The sequence below is a fragment of the Streptomyces sp. NBC_00271 genome (genome assembly GCF_036178845.1).
In the GTDB taxonomy this organism is placed as follows: domain Bacteria; phylum Actinomycetota; class Actinomycetes; order Streptomycetales; family Streptomycetaceae; genus Streptomyces.
On record NZ_CP108070.1, the window covers coordinates 937,648 to 953,643 of the forward strand.

Annotated in this window: 8 protein-coding genes and 2 pseudogenes; 5 read left to right on the forward strand and 5 right to left on the reverse strand. The window is 68.5% G+C overall.

The annotated features are described in order from the left end of the window. Positions 1–85 precede the first annotated feature (85 nt). From OG798_RS04700 to OG798_RS04710, 3 genes are all read right to left on the reverse strand, one after another. Positions 86–1,129, reverse strand: a complete 1,044-nt coding sequence (locus OG798_RS04700) for an ABC transporter permease (protein WP_121417615.1) — start codon at positions 1,127–1,129, stop codon at positions 86–88. Continuing rightward, positions 1,122–2,684, reverse strand: a complete 1,563-nt coding sequence (locus tag OG798_RS04705) for a sugar ABC transporter ATP-binding protein (RefSeq protein ID WP_328756369.1) — start codon at positions 2,682–2,684, stop codon at positions 1,122–1,124. The genes OG798_RS04700 and OG798_RS04705 overlap by 8 nt, the downstream gene beginning before the upstream one ends. Positions 2,685–2,793: 109 nt before the next feature. Next, positions 2,794–3,858, reverse strand: a complete 1,065-nt coding sequence (locus OG798_RS04710) for a sugar ABC transporter substrate-binding protein (RefSeq protein ID WP_121417613.1) — start codon at positions 3,856–3,858, stop codon at positions 2,794–2,796. 423 nt (positions 3,859–4,281) lie between these two features. Between OG798_RS04710 and OG798_RS04715 the strand changes: the two genes are divergently transcribed. Both OG798_RS04715 and OG798_RS04720 read left to right on the forward strand, forming a co-directional pair. Then, positions 4,282–6,513, forward strand: coding sequence for an alpha-L-fucosidase (locus tag OG798_RS04715; RefSeq protein ID WP_328756370.1), 2,232 nt, complete (start codon positions 4,282–4,284; stop codon positions 6,511–6,513). A gap of 268 nt (positions 6,514–6,781) precedes the next feature. Then, positions 6,782–8,332 carry an RICIN domain-containing protein gene (locus OG798_RS04720; RefSeq protein ID WP_443053708.1) on the forward strand — a complete coding sequence of 517 codons (1,551 nt, stop codon included), beginning with the start codon at positions 6,782–6,784 and terminating at the stop codon, positions 8,330–8,332. Between the two features lie 10 nt (positions 8,333–8,342). Here the strand turns inward: OG798_RS04720 and OG798_RS04725 are convergent, their stop codons facing one another. Beyond that, entirely contained in the window at positions 8,343–8,594 is a 252-nt protein-coding gene (locus tag OG798_RS04725) for a hypothetical protein (protein WP_267060484.1), read from the reverse strand. A gap of 332 nt (positions 8,595–8,926) precedes the next feature. Between OG798_RS04725 and OG798_RS04730 the strand changes: the two are divergent. After that, positions 8,927–10,128, forward strand: a pseudogene (locus tag OG798_RS04730) (IS110 family transposase). Between the two features lie 256 nt (positions 10,129–10,384). On the opposite strand, the pseudogene OG798_RS04735 reads toward OG798_RS04730, so the two are convergent. Next, positions 10,385–11,449, reverse strand: a pseudogene (locus OG798_RS04735) (non-reducing end alpha-L-arabinofuranosidase family hydrolase); the annotation flags it as partial. 358 nt (positions 11,450–11,807) lie between these two features. Here OG798_RS04735 and OG798_RS04740 point away from each other — a divergent pair. Both OG798_RS04740 and OG798_RS04745 read left to right on the forward strand, forming a co-directional pair. After that, positions 11,808–13,793, forward strand: coding sequence for a beta-galactosidase (locus OG798_RS04740; RefSeq protein WP_328756372.1), 1,986 nt, complete (start codon positions 11,808–11,810; stop codon positions 13,791–13,793). A 56-nt stretch (positions 13,794–13,849) separates the two neighbouring features. Then, positions 13,850–15,976 carry an alpha-galactosidase gene (locus OG798_RS04745; RefSeq protein ID WP_328756373.1) on the forward strand — a complete coding sequence of 709 codons (2,127 nt, stop codon included), beginning with the start codon at positions 13,850–13,852 and terminating at the stop codon, positions 15,974–15,976. Positions 15,977–15,996 lie beyond the last annotated feature (20 nt).

Consider the following 15,996-nt stretch of genomic DNA (forward strand, 5'->3'; position numbering starts at 1 on the left):
CCTGAGGAGCAAGCGGGGCACACGGCCGCGCTGCGACGGAAGAATGAGGCGGTTGTGGGAGGCCCGGCGGCGACGGCCGCGCGGGTCACTCCTGGACCTTGCCGCCGGTGATGCGCGAGATGGCGAGGGCGACCAGGATGATCAGACCGTTGAGGGCGCCGATCCACTGCGCGGGGACACCGCCCAGGGTGAGCACGTTCTGGATCATGAAGAGCAGCAGGATGCCGCAGAACGCCCCGAACATGGTGCCCTTGCCGCCGTTGAGGCTGATCCCGCCGATGACGGCGGCGGCGAAGACGGTGAAGATGTAGCCGTTGCCCTGCGCGGAGGCGACGGAGGCCAGGCGTCCGGAGAGCAGCAGACCGGCGAGTGCGGCGAGGACGCTGCCGGCGACGATGACGATCCACAGCACCCGGTCGGTGCGGATGCCGGCCGCCTTCGCGGCGTCGACGTTGCCGCCGATGGCGTACAGCGAGCGGCCGAAACTGGTCCAGCCGAGCACGACGATCGCGACGGCGAACAGCACCAGGCAGATCCAGATGGAGGCCGGCATCCCGAACCATTCGGTGGTGCCCAGGTAGAGCATCGACTCGGGCAGCTGGAAGAAGGTCTGGCCGCCGGAGATGCCCGTGAGGACGCCGCGCAGCACGATCAGCATGCCGAGGGTGACGATGAAGCCGTTGAGGCCGAAGCGGATGATCAGCAGGGAGTTGATCACGCCGACCAGTGCGCCCACGGCGAGCGTGACGGGAATCGACCAGGCGCCGGGCAGCAGCCCGAGGCCGTGTCCCGCGCCGGTCGGCACCACCAGCCAGGCCGCGACACCGGGCGCGAGGCCCATGGTTGACTCGAGGGACAGGTCCATCTTCTTGACGATCAGAATCATCGCCTGGGCGAGGACCAGCAGCGCCATCTCGGACATCGTCTGCAGGACGTTGATGAGGTTGTCGGTCTGCAGGAAGACCGGGTTGACGATCTGGCCGACGATCGCGATGACCACGATCGCCGGGACGAGCGCGAGGTCGCGCAGCCGGGCCAGGGGTATCCGGCCGCCGAGCAGCGCGATCCGCTTCGTCTGCGGTCCCGGTTCCGCTGGGGCGGGGGCGTCCGCGAGGACGGTTTCAGGCATTGAGGGCCACTCCTTCCATCGCGGCCACGAGGTCGTGGTCGTGCCAGCCGCGGGCGATCTCTGAGGTCACACGGCCCTGGAACATCACCAGGACCCGGTCACACATGCGCAGGTCGTCGAGTTCGTCGGAGGCGATGAGCACTCCGGTGCCGGTCTGCGCGGTCTCCTCGACCTTGCCGAGGAGGAACTCCTTGGAGCGCACGTCCACGCCCGCGGTCGGGTTGATGAGCACGAGCAGTCGGGGGTCGTCGGCCAGGGCGCGGGCCATGACGACCTTCTGCTGGTTGCCTCCGGACAGGGCGGAGACGGGCAGGTCGGGCCCGGGAGTCTTGATCGCCAGTTTCTCGATCATGCCCTCGGCGAGCCGGTCCCTGCGGCCGTGGCTCAGGAACCCGTTCGAGCCGAGGCGCTTCGGCACGGACAGTGTGGCGTTGTCCGCGATCGACATGTCGGGAACGAAGCCCTGGTGGTGCCGGTCCTGCGGGACGAACCCGGCGCCGGCCGCGAGCGCCGCAGGCACACTGCCCGGCCGGGGCCGCCTCCCGGTGATCTCCACCTCGCCCGCCGCTGCCGCCCGCAGCCCTACGACGGTCTCGGCGACCTCGGTGCGCCCGCTGCCGGCGGCGCCTGCGAGGCCGACGATCTCGCCGGCCCCGACCTGGAAGCTGACCTCGTCGTACGCATCGCCCCGCAGAGCACGGACGCTCAGTGCGGCCGTGGCGCCGGGAGTGAAGGTGCTCGCCCGTTCACCTTGCCGGTCGGCCGCCGCCTCACCGGTCATCGCGGCGACCAGATCGGCGCGAGGGAGTTCCGCCACCGGCGCCGTGATGATGTGCCGGGCGTCGCGGAAGACCGTCACCATGTCGCAGATCTCGTAGACCTCCTGAAGATGGTGACTGATGAACAGGAACGTCACGCCCTGGCGTTGCAGGTCGCGGATACGGTCGAAGAGCCGGTTGATGGCAGCTCCGTCGAGCTGGGCCGTCGGCTCGTCAAGGATGATGAACCGAGCGCCGAAGGACAGCGCGCGGGCGATCTCGACGAACTGCCGCTGTTCGACGTTCAGTTCACTCGCGGGGACGTTGGGGTCGACGTCCACCGACCAGGTCGCCAGCAGTTCCCGGGCGCGGCGACGGGTGGCCTGCCAGCTGATGAGCCGACTGCGTCCGTGGTCGTGCCGGTGCAGGAAGAGGTTCTCGGCGACGGTCAGCGTGGGGATGATCGTGGACTTCTGGTAGACACAGGCCACGCGCCGCCGCCAGGCGTCCCGGTCGGCGGGGCGGGGGGCGGGCTCGCCGCCGAAGGTGACCGCCCCCTCGTCGGGGGCCTGGAGGCCGGTGAGGACCGACACCAGGGTCGACTTGCCGGCTCCGTTGCGGCCGACGAGCGCGTGGGTCTCGCCGGGCCTGATGGTGATCCGGGCGCCGTTGAGGGCCACCGTCGGACCGAATCGTTTGACTATGCCCGTCGCCTCGACGACGGGCGGGTCGGAGGAGACCCGTCCGTCGTCCGCCGGGGCGGGCGCGGGGGTGTCTGCTCGCTCCCCGTCGCTCATCTCAACCGCCTTGTCCTCGTGAGCCGTTGCTCTGTAAAGCCGTTGTTCTGTTGAGCCGTTGTTCTCGTGAGCCGTCGCTCCGGTGAGCCGTCGCGTTGCGGAGGAGGGATCAGCCGAGGTTGTTGCCCCACAGCGCCTTGTCGTCGCTCTTGACGCTGGGCACGCCGCCGTAGGTGGCGCCGTCGACGGTGACGAGCGGGGCGGAGAGCTGGTCCTCGAGGACGCCGTCGCGGACCTGGATGATGGTGCTGTCGTGGTCGGTCTTGCCGGGCTTGAAGGTCTTCCCGTCGATCGCGGCCTTGAGGTAGTACAGGGCGTACTTGGCGTAGAGGTCGGCGGGCTGGGAGACCGTGGCGTCGATCTTCCCGGCGGCGATGGACTTCAGCTCTTCGGGGATGCCGTCGTTGGAGACGACGAAGACGTGCTTCTTGTCCTTCGGGTCGACCAACAGGCTCTTCTGCTTGAGGACTTGGAGCGTGCCGGACAGGGCGAAACTGGACTCCATGTAGATGCCCTTGATGCCCGGGTTGGCGGTCAGGTCGGTCTGCAGCTTCTGTGCGGCGACCGCGCCGTCCCAGTTGGTGGCCTCGCCGAACACCTTGATGCCGGGGTAGTTCTTCTTCATGCAGGCGTTGAACGCCTCCGTGCGGTCACGGCCGTTGATGGAGTCGAGACCGCCTTCCAGCATCACGACCTTGCCCTTGCCGCCGAGCTTGGTGCCGAGGTACTGGCAGGCCTTCTCGCCATAGGCGCGGTTGTCGGCGCGCACGACCATGAACACCTTGCCGGTGTCGGGGCGGGTGTCCACGGTGACGACCGGGATCTTCTTCGACTCCAACTGCGCCAGGGTGGGCGCGATGGCGGCGGTGTCCTGCGGAGCCATCGCGATGCCCTTGACGCCCTGGCTGATGAACGTCTGCGCGTTGGCGGTGAGTTTGGCGACGTCGTTCTGCGAGTTGGTGGTCTTGAGCGAGAGGCCGAGCTGCTTGCCGTATTCCGGCGTGTACTTGATGTAGGAGTTCCAGAAGTCGGTGTCGGAGCGCGGGTAGTCGACGCCGACCAGCGGCGTGTCACCCGCCGACGCCGACGTGCTGGAACCGCTGTCGCACGCACTGAGCAAGGCCAGTGCGGACAGGGTGGAGACGGCGGAACAGAGGGCGGTTCTGAGTCTCATCGGTGCTTCCTCGCGCCGGTCCCGTAGCGGGAGATGTTTCGCCTCGACGACATCCGTGTATCGCCGCGCAGTAGAGATGGGATGTTTATAGAGGCGTCCCGGGAGCCTGTCCAGTCCTCTGTACGAAGTCATGGGGAAATATCAGCTCGCGGAGTCACCTGCGAGGGTGAGGCGTGCCCGCACAGGAGTATCCATCCCATCAATCGCCGCCACCCGACGGCGCGCACTGACCGTGAAGCACCCACAAGACATGGCATGTTTGCGTGAGTGGAATCCAGTTCATATCAAGATAAATCAGGCAACTCGCCTGAAGTCTTGGTGACTTTCATCCCTGCATACTGGTTGACATCCCATGGCGGAATGGCCGACCTTCATGCTTGGTCCTGCATTCCCTCTGTCCCCTTCCGCATCAGGGATGTGCCCATGTCGAGCTCGATCAACAGACGCCACTTCCTGGCCGCCGCAACCTGCGTGGCCACGGCGGCCGTTGCCGGAGGTGCGTTCAGTGCCGGTGTCGCCGAGGCGGCGCCCAGCACCTACACGCCCGACTGGAACTCGGTCGATCAGCACCCGCCGGCCCCGGAGTGGTTCCAGGACGCGAAGTTCGGGATCTACTTCCACTGGGGCGTTTTCAGCGTCCCCGCCTACGAGAGCGAGTGGTACCCGCGGAACATGTACCAGGCGGGCGGCAACGCCAATCAGCACCACATCGCCACCTACGGCCAGCCATCGGCATGGCCGTACCACAACTTCATCAACGGGGCGCAGGACCTGGCGGGCAACTTCGTGAAGTTCGCGCCCAAGCTGAAATCGGCGGGCGGGAAGTTCGACCCCGACGAGTGGGTGCAGCTGTTCGTCGACGCCGGCGCCAGGTTCGCCGGCCCGGTCGCCGAGCACCACGACGGGTTCTCCATGTGGGACAGCCAGGTCAACGAGTGGAACTCGGTGAAGAAGGGCCCGGGGCTCGACCTGTTGCGGCTCTTCTCCACGGCTATCCGCGCCAAGGGCCTCAAGCTGCTGGTGGCCATGCACCACGCGTACCACTTCAACGGCTTCTACGAATACGTCCCCGCCCAGACGGACCCCAGCCTCAAGAAGCTCTACGGGCAACTGGGCTCGACCGCGGAGAACCAGCTCTGGTACGACAAGCTCAAGGAGGTCGTCGACCGCGCCCAACCCGACGTCCTCTGGCAGGACTTCAAGCTTGACGCCGTCGACGAGACGCAACGGCTGAACTTCCTGGCGTACTACTACAACCAGGCGAACAGCTGGGGCCGTGAGGTCGTCGCCACCTACAAGGACGGCATGCACGGCAAGGGTGAGGTCTTCGACTACGAGCGCGGTGGTCCGGCCGATCTCACCACCCCGTACTGGCTGACCGACGACAGCATCTCCAGCTCCAGCTGGTGCTACACCCAGGGCATCGGCTACTACAGCATCCCGCAGATGCTGCACTCGTTCCTCGACCGGGTCAGCAAGAACGGCAACGTGCTGCTGAACATCGCCCCGATGGCCGACGGCACCATCCCGCAGGCGCAGAAGGACATCCTGCTCGGTATCGGGGACCATCTGAAGCGTTTCGGCGAGTCCGTGTACTCCACCCGCGCGTGGACGACGTACGGCGAGGGCCCGACGAAGATGGGCGGCGGTGCGTTCACCACTCCGCATGCCGGTACGCCCGAGGACATCCGTTTCACCCGCAACAAGGCCGGCAACGTCCTGTATGCCGCCGTCCTGGGCTGGCCCGGCAGCTCCCTGACGATCAAGACCCTCAACTCGGACCGGATCAACCTCTCCTCGCTGACCTCGGTGAAGCTCCTCGGGAACACAGCCGGCACCTACATCGATCTGCCCACACCGGCCCAGAACTCCTCCGGCCTCACGGTCACCCTGCCCTCCTCGGCGCCGTACAGTGCCGGCGCCTACGTCCTGAAGCTCAACTTCTCCGGCCCGATCCCGGGCCTGCGGCCACTCGCCGGCGCCGTCGCCTTCGCAGACGTCGACTACACCGGCGACTCCGCCGTCCTCGCCGTCGGCGACTACACGTCGGCCGAGCTGACCGCGGCCGGGCTGGGCGTGCGCACCCTCTCCTCCCTCCGGCCGGCCCGTGGCTACCAGGTGATCGGCTACTCCGGGGACGACTTCACCGGCACTTCCTGGACGTTCACGGCTGAGAACCCCGACCTGCGGGTCACTGGCAACAACGACCAGATCACCTCGCTGAGGGTCCAGTTCAACCCGGCCACGTTCTTCCGGATCACCAACGTCACCGACGGCCTGGCCCTGGACAGTGGCGGCAACGTCGCTTCCGGGTCCGACCTCAAGCAGTGGACCTGGAACGGCAGTTCCAACCTGCAGTGGCAGGCGGTGGAGGTCGGAGGCGGCTACTACAAGCTGGTCAACCGCACAAACGGCATGGTCGCCGACGGCTGGGGCGCCACCACCGATGGCTCCGCCGCCAGACAGGCCGCCTGGAACGGTGGCACCAACCAGCAGTGGACCATCACTCACCGCGGTGGCGACCACTATTCGATCGCCAACCGCACCACCGGCCTGGCCCTCGACGGCGGCGGCAACGTCGACTCGGGTTCCATCACCAAGCAGTGGACCTACGGCAGCAGCACCAACCTGCAGTGGACCTTCACCGCGCTGTAGCCGGCGGAGCGCGCTGCCGCGGACGTGGCAGCGCAATCCGTGCCGTGCGAGCCGGACGACCGTGTCGCTGCCGCCTCGACGCCCCCGACGTCAGCTCCGAAGGCTGGGGGGACTCAGCAGGCGCAGCACTGTTCCCGTGTAGGGCGGCGGAGCGGTCCTGTTGCGTCCGGGATGCCAAAGCGTGCCTCCACGCGACTGGGCGCGTGTCCCGGGGGACGGACGGCCACACTCAGCGACAGGGACACAAATGCAGCGAGATGACACGCATATGACATACGGGTCGTGGTGGGGACGTGGGAAGCGTACGGCAGTGCTGACCACGGTGACCGCCTTACTGGCGGCGCTGCTGACCGGGCTTGGCGCCGCCGGGACTGCGCGGGCGGCCACCGTGGATACGAGCGCGTCATACGTGCTGGTCAACCGGGGCAGCGGCAAGGTGCTCGACGTGGTCGGCGCAAGCACCGCCGACGGGGCGGGTCTCACGCAGTGGACCCGTACCGACAGCGCCAACCAGCAGTTCCGGTTCGTCGACTCGGGCGGCAGCTACTACCGGCTCAAGGCGCAGCACTCCCTCAAGGTGCTGGACGTGCTCAACTACTCCACCGCCGACCACGCGGACATCGCGCAGTGGAGTGACGCGGGCGGCACCAACCAGCAGTTCCGGCTGGCCGATTCCCCGGACGGTTACGTCCGGCTGATCAACCGCAACAGCGGCAAGGCCGTCGAGGTCGAGAACGCCTCCACCGCGGACGGCGCCAAGGTCGTGCAGTACACCGACTGGGGCGGCGCCAACCAGCAGTGGCAACTGGTCCGCGCGACAGGAGTGCCGACGCAGGTGCACACCGCGGGGCGGGTCAAGGACGCCGGAGACACCGTGCAGTACAGCTGGCCTGGTGTGTACTTCGAGGGCCGCGTCAGCGGCACCGGCGTGGGCATCGTGCTCAACGACTCGGCCGCCGACTACGACGTCCAGGTCGATGGAACCACCGTCGCCACACTCGTCACGCCCGGCGACACCACGCACTGGATCAACGGCCTGTCGAACAGCACGCACACCGTCCGGCTCGTCAAGCGCAACGACACCCCGGGGGACACCAGCACGTTCGGAGGCTTCGTCGCCGCGCCCGGCGGTGCCGTACTGAGCAAACCGGCCGCCCGCAACCGCCAGATCGAGTTCATCGGCGACTCCCTCACGGTGGGCTACGGCAACCTCTCGACCTCACGCACCTGCACCTGGGACCAGGTCAAACGGAACACCAACTCCGATGTGAGCTACGGCGCCCTAACCGCCCGGCAACTGAACGCCGACTACCAGATCAACGGCTACTCGGGCCTCGGCATGGTGCGCAACTACAACGGAGGCTCACGGGACGTCACGTACCGGACCTTCTACGACAGTGCCCTGCTGAACGTGTCCGGCGACGTCTGGCAGAACCCGGGCACCTGGCGCCCCCGGGTCGTGGTGGTCAACCTCGGCACCAACGACTTCTCGACCGCTATCAACCCCGGTGAGCCGTGGACGCCCGACAGCCTCGCGGCCGCCTACCGCAGCGCCTACGGCGACTTCGTCCAGAAGCTGCGCACGCGCTACGGGGCCGACACGACCATCGTGGCGGTAGGCGCCGGCCAGTACGCCGACCATGTCCAGCAGGTCGTCAAGGCGCGCAACGACGGCGGCGACAGCCGGGTCCGCTACTGGTTTCTCGACGACTCGGGCCTGGACTTCCTCGGCTGCGACTGGCACTACTCGGCCCACGACGACCGACTCATCGCCGACCGGCTCACCTCGTTCATCGCCGGTCTGCCGACAGGCTGGTGACGGCAGGCGGCTACGGCCGGTTCATTACGACCGAGTTGATCGGCGTCAGGTTGAAGACGCCGAACTCGTTGAGCTCGATGACGGTCACGCAGTCATCGCCGTTGTAGCCGTTGCACAATGGGGCGGTGGCGTTGCCGCTGCCGTACTGGTTGTTGAGCACATAGTGGTCGCCGAACTGGTCGCTCAGATTGTGGGCACCGTACTGTAGAAGATGTCCCTCGGCGTGCTCGTACGGATGTCCGCACCCTCGGGGTAGATACACACCGCCCCGCCCGGACAGCCGTACACGGGCCTGTCATTCGCGTGTGCCGAGCCGGTACCGACCGCCGTCAGAGCAGCCGCGGCGATGGCGAGCGCGGCGGCGCCCCGCGTGATCCTGCACATGATGGTCCTTAAGAATGTTGGGCGGTCCGGGAGGACCGGGTGTGGCTGATGATGTGTTTGCTGTTGATGGCTCCAGGAGAATGGCCGCCCGGTCCTCCGGGATGCTCCGACCACTGATTGAGAACTGCGGTCATCGCTGGTTAAGGACCTGTCGGCGGAGTGTTCCCCGGGCCACGGAAGTGCTGGTCACGGTGGAACGGAGCGACGGGCTTGAGCACGCCTCACGCGCGGATATGGGTCGGCATTGACGCCGGCAAGGGGCATCACTGGGCGGTGGCGTGAACGCCGACGGTGAGACGCTGTTCTCGACGAAGGTGATCAACGACGAGGCCCAGATCCTTACGCTGATCGACACGGCCCGGGAGAAGGCCGACGAGGTGGCGTGGGCGGTGGACATCTCCGGCCGGGCCTCCGCCCTGCTGTTGGCCTTGCTCATCGCGCACGGGCAGCGGGTCGTCTACGTGCCCGGCCGCACCGTCAACCGGATGACCGGCGCCTACCGCGGTGAGGGCAAGACTGATGCCAAAGACGCCCTGGTCATCGCCGACCAGGCCCGCATGCGCCGGGACTTCGCTCCGATTGAGACTCCTCCAGAACTGGTCTCCGCGCTCCAGTTGCGCACCGGTTACCGGCGCGACCTGATCGCCGACCGGGTCCGGCTGATCAACCGGCTGCGTGACCTGCTGGTCGGCATCTGCCCCGCGCTGGAGCGGGCCTTCGACTACTCCGCGGCCAAGGGCCCGGTGGTCATGCTGACGGAGTATCAGACCCCGGCTGCTCTGCACCGGACCGGCGCCAAGCGGTTGACCACCTGGCTGGAACGCCGCAAGGTCCGCGGCGCCGACGCCGTTGCGGTCAAGGCCGTCGAGGCTGCCCAGTCCCAGAGCACTGCCCTGCCCGGGGAGGCCCGGGCGGCCAAGCTGGTGCGCGACCTGGCCCACCAGCTCCTGGCCCTGGACGAGCGGATCAAGGACAACGACCGGGAGATCCGCGAGACCTTCCGCGCCGACGACCGCGCTGAGATCATCGAGTCCATGCCCGGCATGGGCCCGATCCTGGGTGCCGAGTTCGTTGCCATCGTCGGTGACCTGTCCGGCTACCGCGACGCCGGGCGCCTGGCCTCGCACGCCGGCCTGGCGCCGGTGCCCCGCGACTCCGGCCGCCGCACCGGCAACTATCACCGGCCCAAACGCTACAACCGGCGCCTGCGTTGGCTGTTCTACATGTCCGCGCAGTCCGCCATGATGCGACCCGGCCCCTCCCGGGACTACTACCTCAAGAAGCGCGCCGAAGGACTGTTGCATATCCAGGCCCTGCTCGCGCTCGCCCGGCGCCGGGTCGACGTTCTGTGGGCGTTGCTGCGTGACAAGAGACTGTTCACCTCCGCCCCGCCGGTCACGCAGGCGGCTTGACACGATCATTGAGATTCTCCTTCAGTCCGCGGCCGACCCCCGTCGGCCGCCACCCCTGCGAGCCGAGGTCGACGACCTGGTCGATGACGGGGCGCGACCTGCCGTCGTCGCGCCAACCCTGCGACGGCTACGCCGCCTCGTCCATGAATTCGATCCTGTTCAAAGCCACTCGGCGACATTCGCCGGCGGGCCTCGCCGTAACAGCGAAGGAACCCCAGCCGACGCGCGGCTGGGGTTCCTTGAGACGGTGAGCAGGTCAGCGTTGCAGGGTCAGGACACCCGGCCGCCAGGGCAGTTGGTCGTAGGGTCCGCCCGCGGTGGGGGACTTGCCCTGGTAGAGGAACTGCAGGTTGCAGGGGTCGATGGTCATGGTCTGGTCGGGGTTGTTGCGGACCAAGTCACCGTGGCTGATGTCGTTGGTCCAGTTGGCACCGCTGTTGGCCTTGCCCGCGAAGGGGTTGCTTTCACTGGCGGCCTGCGGAGTCCACGAACCGCTCAGGCTGGAGGCCGTGAACGAGCGGAAGCAGCGCCCATTCGCACCTATCGCCTCAACGATCACGAGGTACTGGTCCTGGTCCTTGACCTTGTAGACCTGCGGCGCCTCGAACAGGTTGTTCGTCGAGTCGCTCATGATCGTCGTGTACGACGAGCCGAAGTTGCCCGGGAAGTTCCCGATCGGCATGCTCGCACGGTAGATCTTGCCGTTGTCACCGGCGAAGAACAGGTACATGTTCTGGTCGTCGGCGATCACGGTCGGGTCGATCGGGCCGCCTGAGGGGATGCTGCCGGTGAACAGCGCCTGCGGTGAGGACCAGCCGTTGGGATTGGTGGGGTCGCTCGACGTGCGGCAGAAGAAGGGCCACGCACCCCACTGGGACGCCAGCACCCAGACGTTCTTGGGTGCGAAGTAGAACAGCGTGGGCGCCACCGTGCCCTGGTTCATACCGGTCTGGCCGGCCGAACCCATGTCCGACCAGTTCGTGAAGGGACTGAACGCCATCGAGCCGTACCCCGATCCCGACACGTTCGACGCGTAGACCAGGTGCTTGCCCTTGTACACCACGGTGGAGAAGTCCTTTAGCGAGACCCACCCGTTCGCGGGCTGCGCCAGCACACCCGTGGACGATCACCGCTACGTCGATGGAAGAGCACACGAGCCGCCCGGCGTCCCGGACAGACCGGTCCACTTCTGGTTGCTGCCGCCGTTGCAGGTCCAGATCTCCACCGCCGTGCCGTTGGCCGTACCGGCGCCCGTAACGTCCAGGCACAGCCCGGACTCCACGCCGACGATCGTGCCGTCGGAGTTCACGCGCCACTGTCGCACATCAGCCGTTCGAGCAGGCCGGCGATGCTCCGCGCCCACCCCTCGGAATCGAATGCGGAATCGACTCTGAAGCGTGGTTGTCGAAGCGCTTCGACGATGGCATTCTCCCTGATGGGCTGTCAGTGGACCAGGAGAGGAGGACCGTCTTGCGGTGGAGACTCTTGTTTCGCACGAAACATGTCCGTTAACTTCGCCTGGAAGTGAAGCGCTTCGACAACGCCCCCCACCTTACGGCCGTCCCCCACCCCGCCCCCTCCCCGCGAGGCGAGCGGCCCGAGAACGAACAAGTACTGCTGTCACCGGCCCTGACGGCCCGACAGAGCACGACTCGACTCTCCGTACCCGAGGAACCGTCATGACGACTCGCAGCATCACCGACCGCCTGGGCGGCCTGGCCTTCGGCGGGGACTACAACCCCGAGCAGTGGGACGAGCCGGTCTGGAAGGAGGACGACGAGCTGATGCGTACGGCCAGGGTCAACCTGGCCACGGTGGGTGTCTTCTCGTGGGCCCTGCTCGAACCGGAGGAGGGACGCTACGACTTCGCCTGGCTCGACGCCCACATCGAACGCCTGCACGCGAACGGTGTGGCCGTCGACCTGGCCACCCCCACCGCCTCCCCACCGCCCTGGTTCACCCTGGCTCGCCCGGACGCATTGACAGTCGGGCCCGACGACATCCGACTCGTCCACGGCAGCCGGGACACGTACTGCCTCACCGCACCCGCCTACCGGAGCGCGGCCCGTCGGATCGCCGGGGCGCTCGCCGAACGCTACGGAGACCATCCCGCCCTCGCGCTGTGGCACGTGCACAACGAGTACGCCACCCTCTGCTACTGCGACCACACGGCTGCCGCCTTCCGGGTGTGGCTGCGCGCCCGCCACGGCTCGCTCGACGCCCTCAACGAGGCCTGGGGAACGGCCTTCTGGAGCCAGCGCTACACCTCCTGGGAACAGGTACTGCCGCCGCGTGCGACGAACTGGCACAAGAACCCCGGCCAGCATCTGGACTTCCACCGCTTCTGGGCCGACGAGGTCATCGCCGCCTACCGCGAGCAGCGCGACGCGATCCGCGCGCACAGCGACCGGCCGGTGACGACCAACCTGATGCTGCCCTCGTACCAGAACCTCGATCTGTGGGGCCTCGCCCGGGAACTCGACGTGGTCACCTCCGACCAGTACCCCACCTCGCCCGGCCTGGGCGCCGCCGCCGACGTCGCCTTCCACGCGGATCGCGCCCGATCGCTGGGCGGCGGCCGTCCCTGGCTGCTGATGGAGCAGGGCACCAACACCGTCTACGACGGCGACCGGGTCCTCGCCAAGGACCCCGGTGACATCCTGCGCCACACCTTGGGTCACATCGCGCGCGGTTCAGAAGGGGCCCTCTTCTTCCAGTGGCGGCAGTCCCGGGCCGGCGCCGAGACCTGGCACTCGGCATTGGTGCCGCACGCCGGGCCCGACAGCCGGATCTTCCGCGAGGTCACGCAGACCGGGGAGGCCGTCGCCCGGCTCGCCGAGCTGGCGGGCTCGACGGTCCCCGCGCAGGTGGCCGTACTGCACGACCCGGACGCCTGGTGGGCACTCGGCGTGGACGGCCTGCCCTCCACGGAACTCGACTACCACGCGGCACTCGGCCGGGCGCACCGCGCACTGTGGGACGCCGGTGTCACGGTCGACTTCGCCCACCCCGAACACGAGTTGAGCCACTACCCGCTCGTCGTCGCACCGGCCCTTTTCCTCCTCTCCGACGCGGTGGCCGAGAAGCTGCGCCGATACGTCGCCGACGGCGGGACACTCCTCGTCCAGCACGCGAGCGGCTACGTCGACGAGCGCCTCCACGCCCATCTCGGCGGCTACCCGGCCGCTCCCCTGCGCGAGGCGCTGGGCATCCGCGTCGAGGAGTACCGGCCACTGCGGCGCAGCGAGCGGATCACCCTGTCGGACGGCACACAGGGCACCGCCTGGAGCGAGTCCCTGCGCACCGAGGGCGCCGAGACGCTCGCCACCTACACCCACGGGATGCTCACCGGCAGCCCGGCGCTGACCCGTCACCGCTTCGGCACCGGGCAGGGCTGGTACCTCTCGACCTACCTCGACGACGCCGACTACGGCGCCCTGGTCGCCCGGTTGCTCGACGAGGCCGGAGTGGGCCCCGAGCTGCCGGGCCTGCCCCCGCGGGTCGAGGCCGTCACCCGGCACGCCCCTGACGGCCGCCACTGGCGCTTCCTGATCAATCACAGCGCCGAACCCGTGTCGCTGCCCGAGCCCGCCCACGACCTGCTCACCGGCGGCACGGTGTCCGAACTGCCGCCCGGCGGTTGCGCGGTACTGCGCGGGCACTGACCTCGAAAGGGCCGACATGACCAAGGAACTGCCGACATGACCAAGGAACTGCCGACATGACCAAGGAACAAGAGGCCTTCCACTGGGGGCACGAGGCCCTTCACCTCGAGATCGTGCTCGATGACGACGGCAGCCCGCGCCTCACGCACCTCGGACTGCCCGGCGAAGCGCAGACAATCCCCGGTGCGTCCCTGCCCCTGGTGGAGGTGACGGCCGCGGGTCACGGCCGCGGCTGGTCGGGCGACCTCCTCGTGGGCACCGATCTCGGCGGACGGCTGCGCCACCGGACCCACCGCGCGACCCGCGACGGCGACTGGCACACGCTGACCGTGCACCTCCACGATCCGGAGACCGGGCTGGTCGCGGAGGTGACCTACCGGTCACCGAACGGCATCCCCGTGCTCCGCAGCGAGGTGACCCTGCGGAACGTTGGGCGGACCACGCTGCACCTGGAGTCGGTCAGCTCGTTCGCGGTGGGCTGCCTCACCCCGAAGGACCCGGCGGCCATCGACGCCGCGGATCTGCTGTGGGCGGAGAACGACTGGCTCGCCGAGTGCCGCTGGCAGCGGCAGCCGATGCGCCTGACCACACCGGCCCACAGCGGACGCGTGAGCCACGCGAACGGCCGGGCCGGCTTCGCCGTGAACGGACAGGGCACCTGGTCCAGTTGCGGACGCCTCCCCATGGGCGGCCTGACGGACCGGCGTACCGGCCGCACCTGGGTGTGGCAGATCGAGCACAACGGCGGGGGCTGGCGTTGGGAGTGCGGCGAGCGGGACAAGGCGGCCTACGCGGCGCTGTTCGGACCCACCGACACTCACCACGGCTGGCGGCACCCCCTTGAACCCGGCGCCGTCTTCGGCACCGTACCCGCCGCCCTGTCCTTCAGCGACGACGGCGGCCCGGACGAGGCGTTCGCCGCGCTGACCCGCTACCGCCGCGCCCAGCGCCGCCCGCATGCCGACCACCAACGCCTGCCCGTCATTTTCAACGACTACATGAACTGCCTGATGGGCGACCCCACGACCGAGAAGCTGCTGCCGCTCATCGACGCGGCGGCCGACGCGGGCGCGGAGTACTTCGTGATCGACGCCGGCTGGTACGACGGCGACGTCGGCGGCTGGTGGGACAGCGTCGGCGCCTGGGAACCCGCCGCCTCCCGGTTTCCCGGGGAGCGCGGGATCCACGAGGTGCTGGACCGTATCCGGCAGCGCGGCATGGTTCCCGGCCTGTGGCTGGAGCCGGAGGTGATCGGCGTATGCAGCCCCATGGCCAAGTCCCTGCCCGACGAGGCGTTCTTCCGCCGCGACGGCGCCCGCGTCACGGAGGCCGGCCGGCACCACCTGGACCTGCGCCACCCGGCCGCCCGTACCCACCTGGACCAGGTCGTGGACCGCCTGGTCGGCGAGTGGGGCGTCGGCTACCTCAAACTCGACCACAACATCGACCCCGGCTCCGGGACCAGCGCCCGCCCCGGCGAGACCCCGGGCGCCGGCCTGCTCGGCCACAACCGGGCGCACCTCGCCTGGCTCGACGGCATCCTGAACCGCTATCCGCACCTGGTGGTGGAGAACTGCTCCTCCGGCGGCATGCGCTGGGACCACGCCCTGCTGTCCCGGATGCAGCTGCAGTCCACGAGCGATCAGCAGAACCTCCACCTCTACGCGCCCATCGCGGCTTCCGCGCCCACCGCCGTCACCCCCGAACAGGGTGCCGTCTGGGCGTACCCCCAGCCCGAAAACACCCTCGACGAGGTGGCCTTCACCATGGCCAACGCGCTCCTCGGCCGGATCCATCTCTCCGGCCGCATTCCCGAACTCGAGCCGGAGGCCCGCGCCCTGGTCCACGAGGCGGTAGCGGCGTACAAGGCCATCCGCGCCGACCTGCCGGGGGCCGTGCCGTCCTGGCCCCTGGGCCTTCCCGCCTGGGACGACCCCTGGATCGCCCTTGCCCTGCGCACCCCGGCCACCACCTACCTCACCGTCTGGCGCCGACCCGGAACCGACATCACGGCGACGCTGCACCTGCGCCACCTGCGGGACACCGCCGCCCGTGTCGATCTGCTCTACCCCTCGGTCAGTCGGGCCGTTTCCGCCTGGACGCCCGACACCGCCGAGCTGAGCCTGACCCTGCCCACCGCGCCGTCCGCCGTCCTGCTCCGCATCACCGCCACGGCCCCCTGAGCTCCCTGAACCACCCCACG

Excerpts from the sequence above, each read along its gene's own strand:
- OG798_RS04745 (WP_328756373.1), top strand. The coding sequence starts at position 13,850 with ATGACCAAGGAACAAGAGGCCTTCCACTGGGGGCACGAGGCCCTTCAC.
- OG798_RS04710 (WP_121417613.1), bottom strand. The coding sequence starts at position 3,858 with ATGAGACTCAGAACCGCCCTCTGTTCCGCCGTCTCCACCCTGTCCGCA.
- OG798_RS04720 (WP_443053708.1), top strand. The coding sequence starts at position 6,782 with ATGACATACGGGTCGTGGTGGGGACGTGGGAAGCGTACGGCAGTGCTG.
- OG798_RS04740 (WP_328756372.1), top strand. The coding sequence starts at position 11,808 with ATGACGACTCGCAGCATCACCGACCGCCTGGGCGGCCTGGCCTTCGGC.
- OG798_RS04715 (WP_328756370.1), top strand. The coding sequence starts at position 4,282 with ATGTCGAGCTCGATCAACAGACGCCACTTCCTGGCCGCCGCAACCTGC.
- OG798_RS04705 (WP_328756369.1), bottom strand. The coding sequence starts at position 2,684 with ATGAGCGACGGGGAGCGAGCAGACACCCCCGCGCCCGCCCCGGCGGAC.
- OG798_RS04700 (WP_121417615.1), bottom strand. The coding sequence starts at position 1,129 with ATGCCTGAAACCGTCCTCGCGGACGCCCCCGCCCCAGCGGAACCGGGA.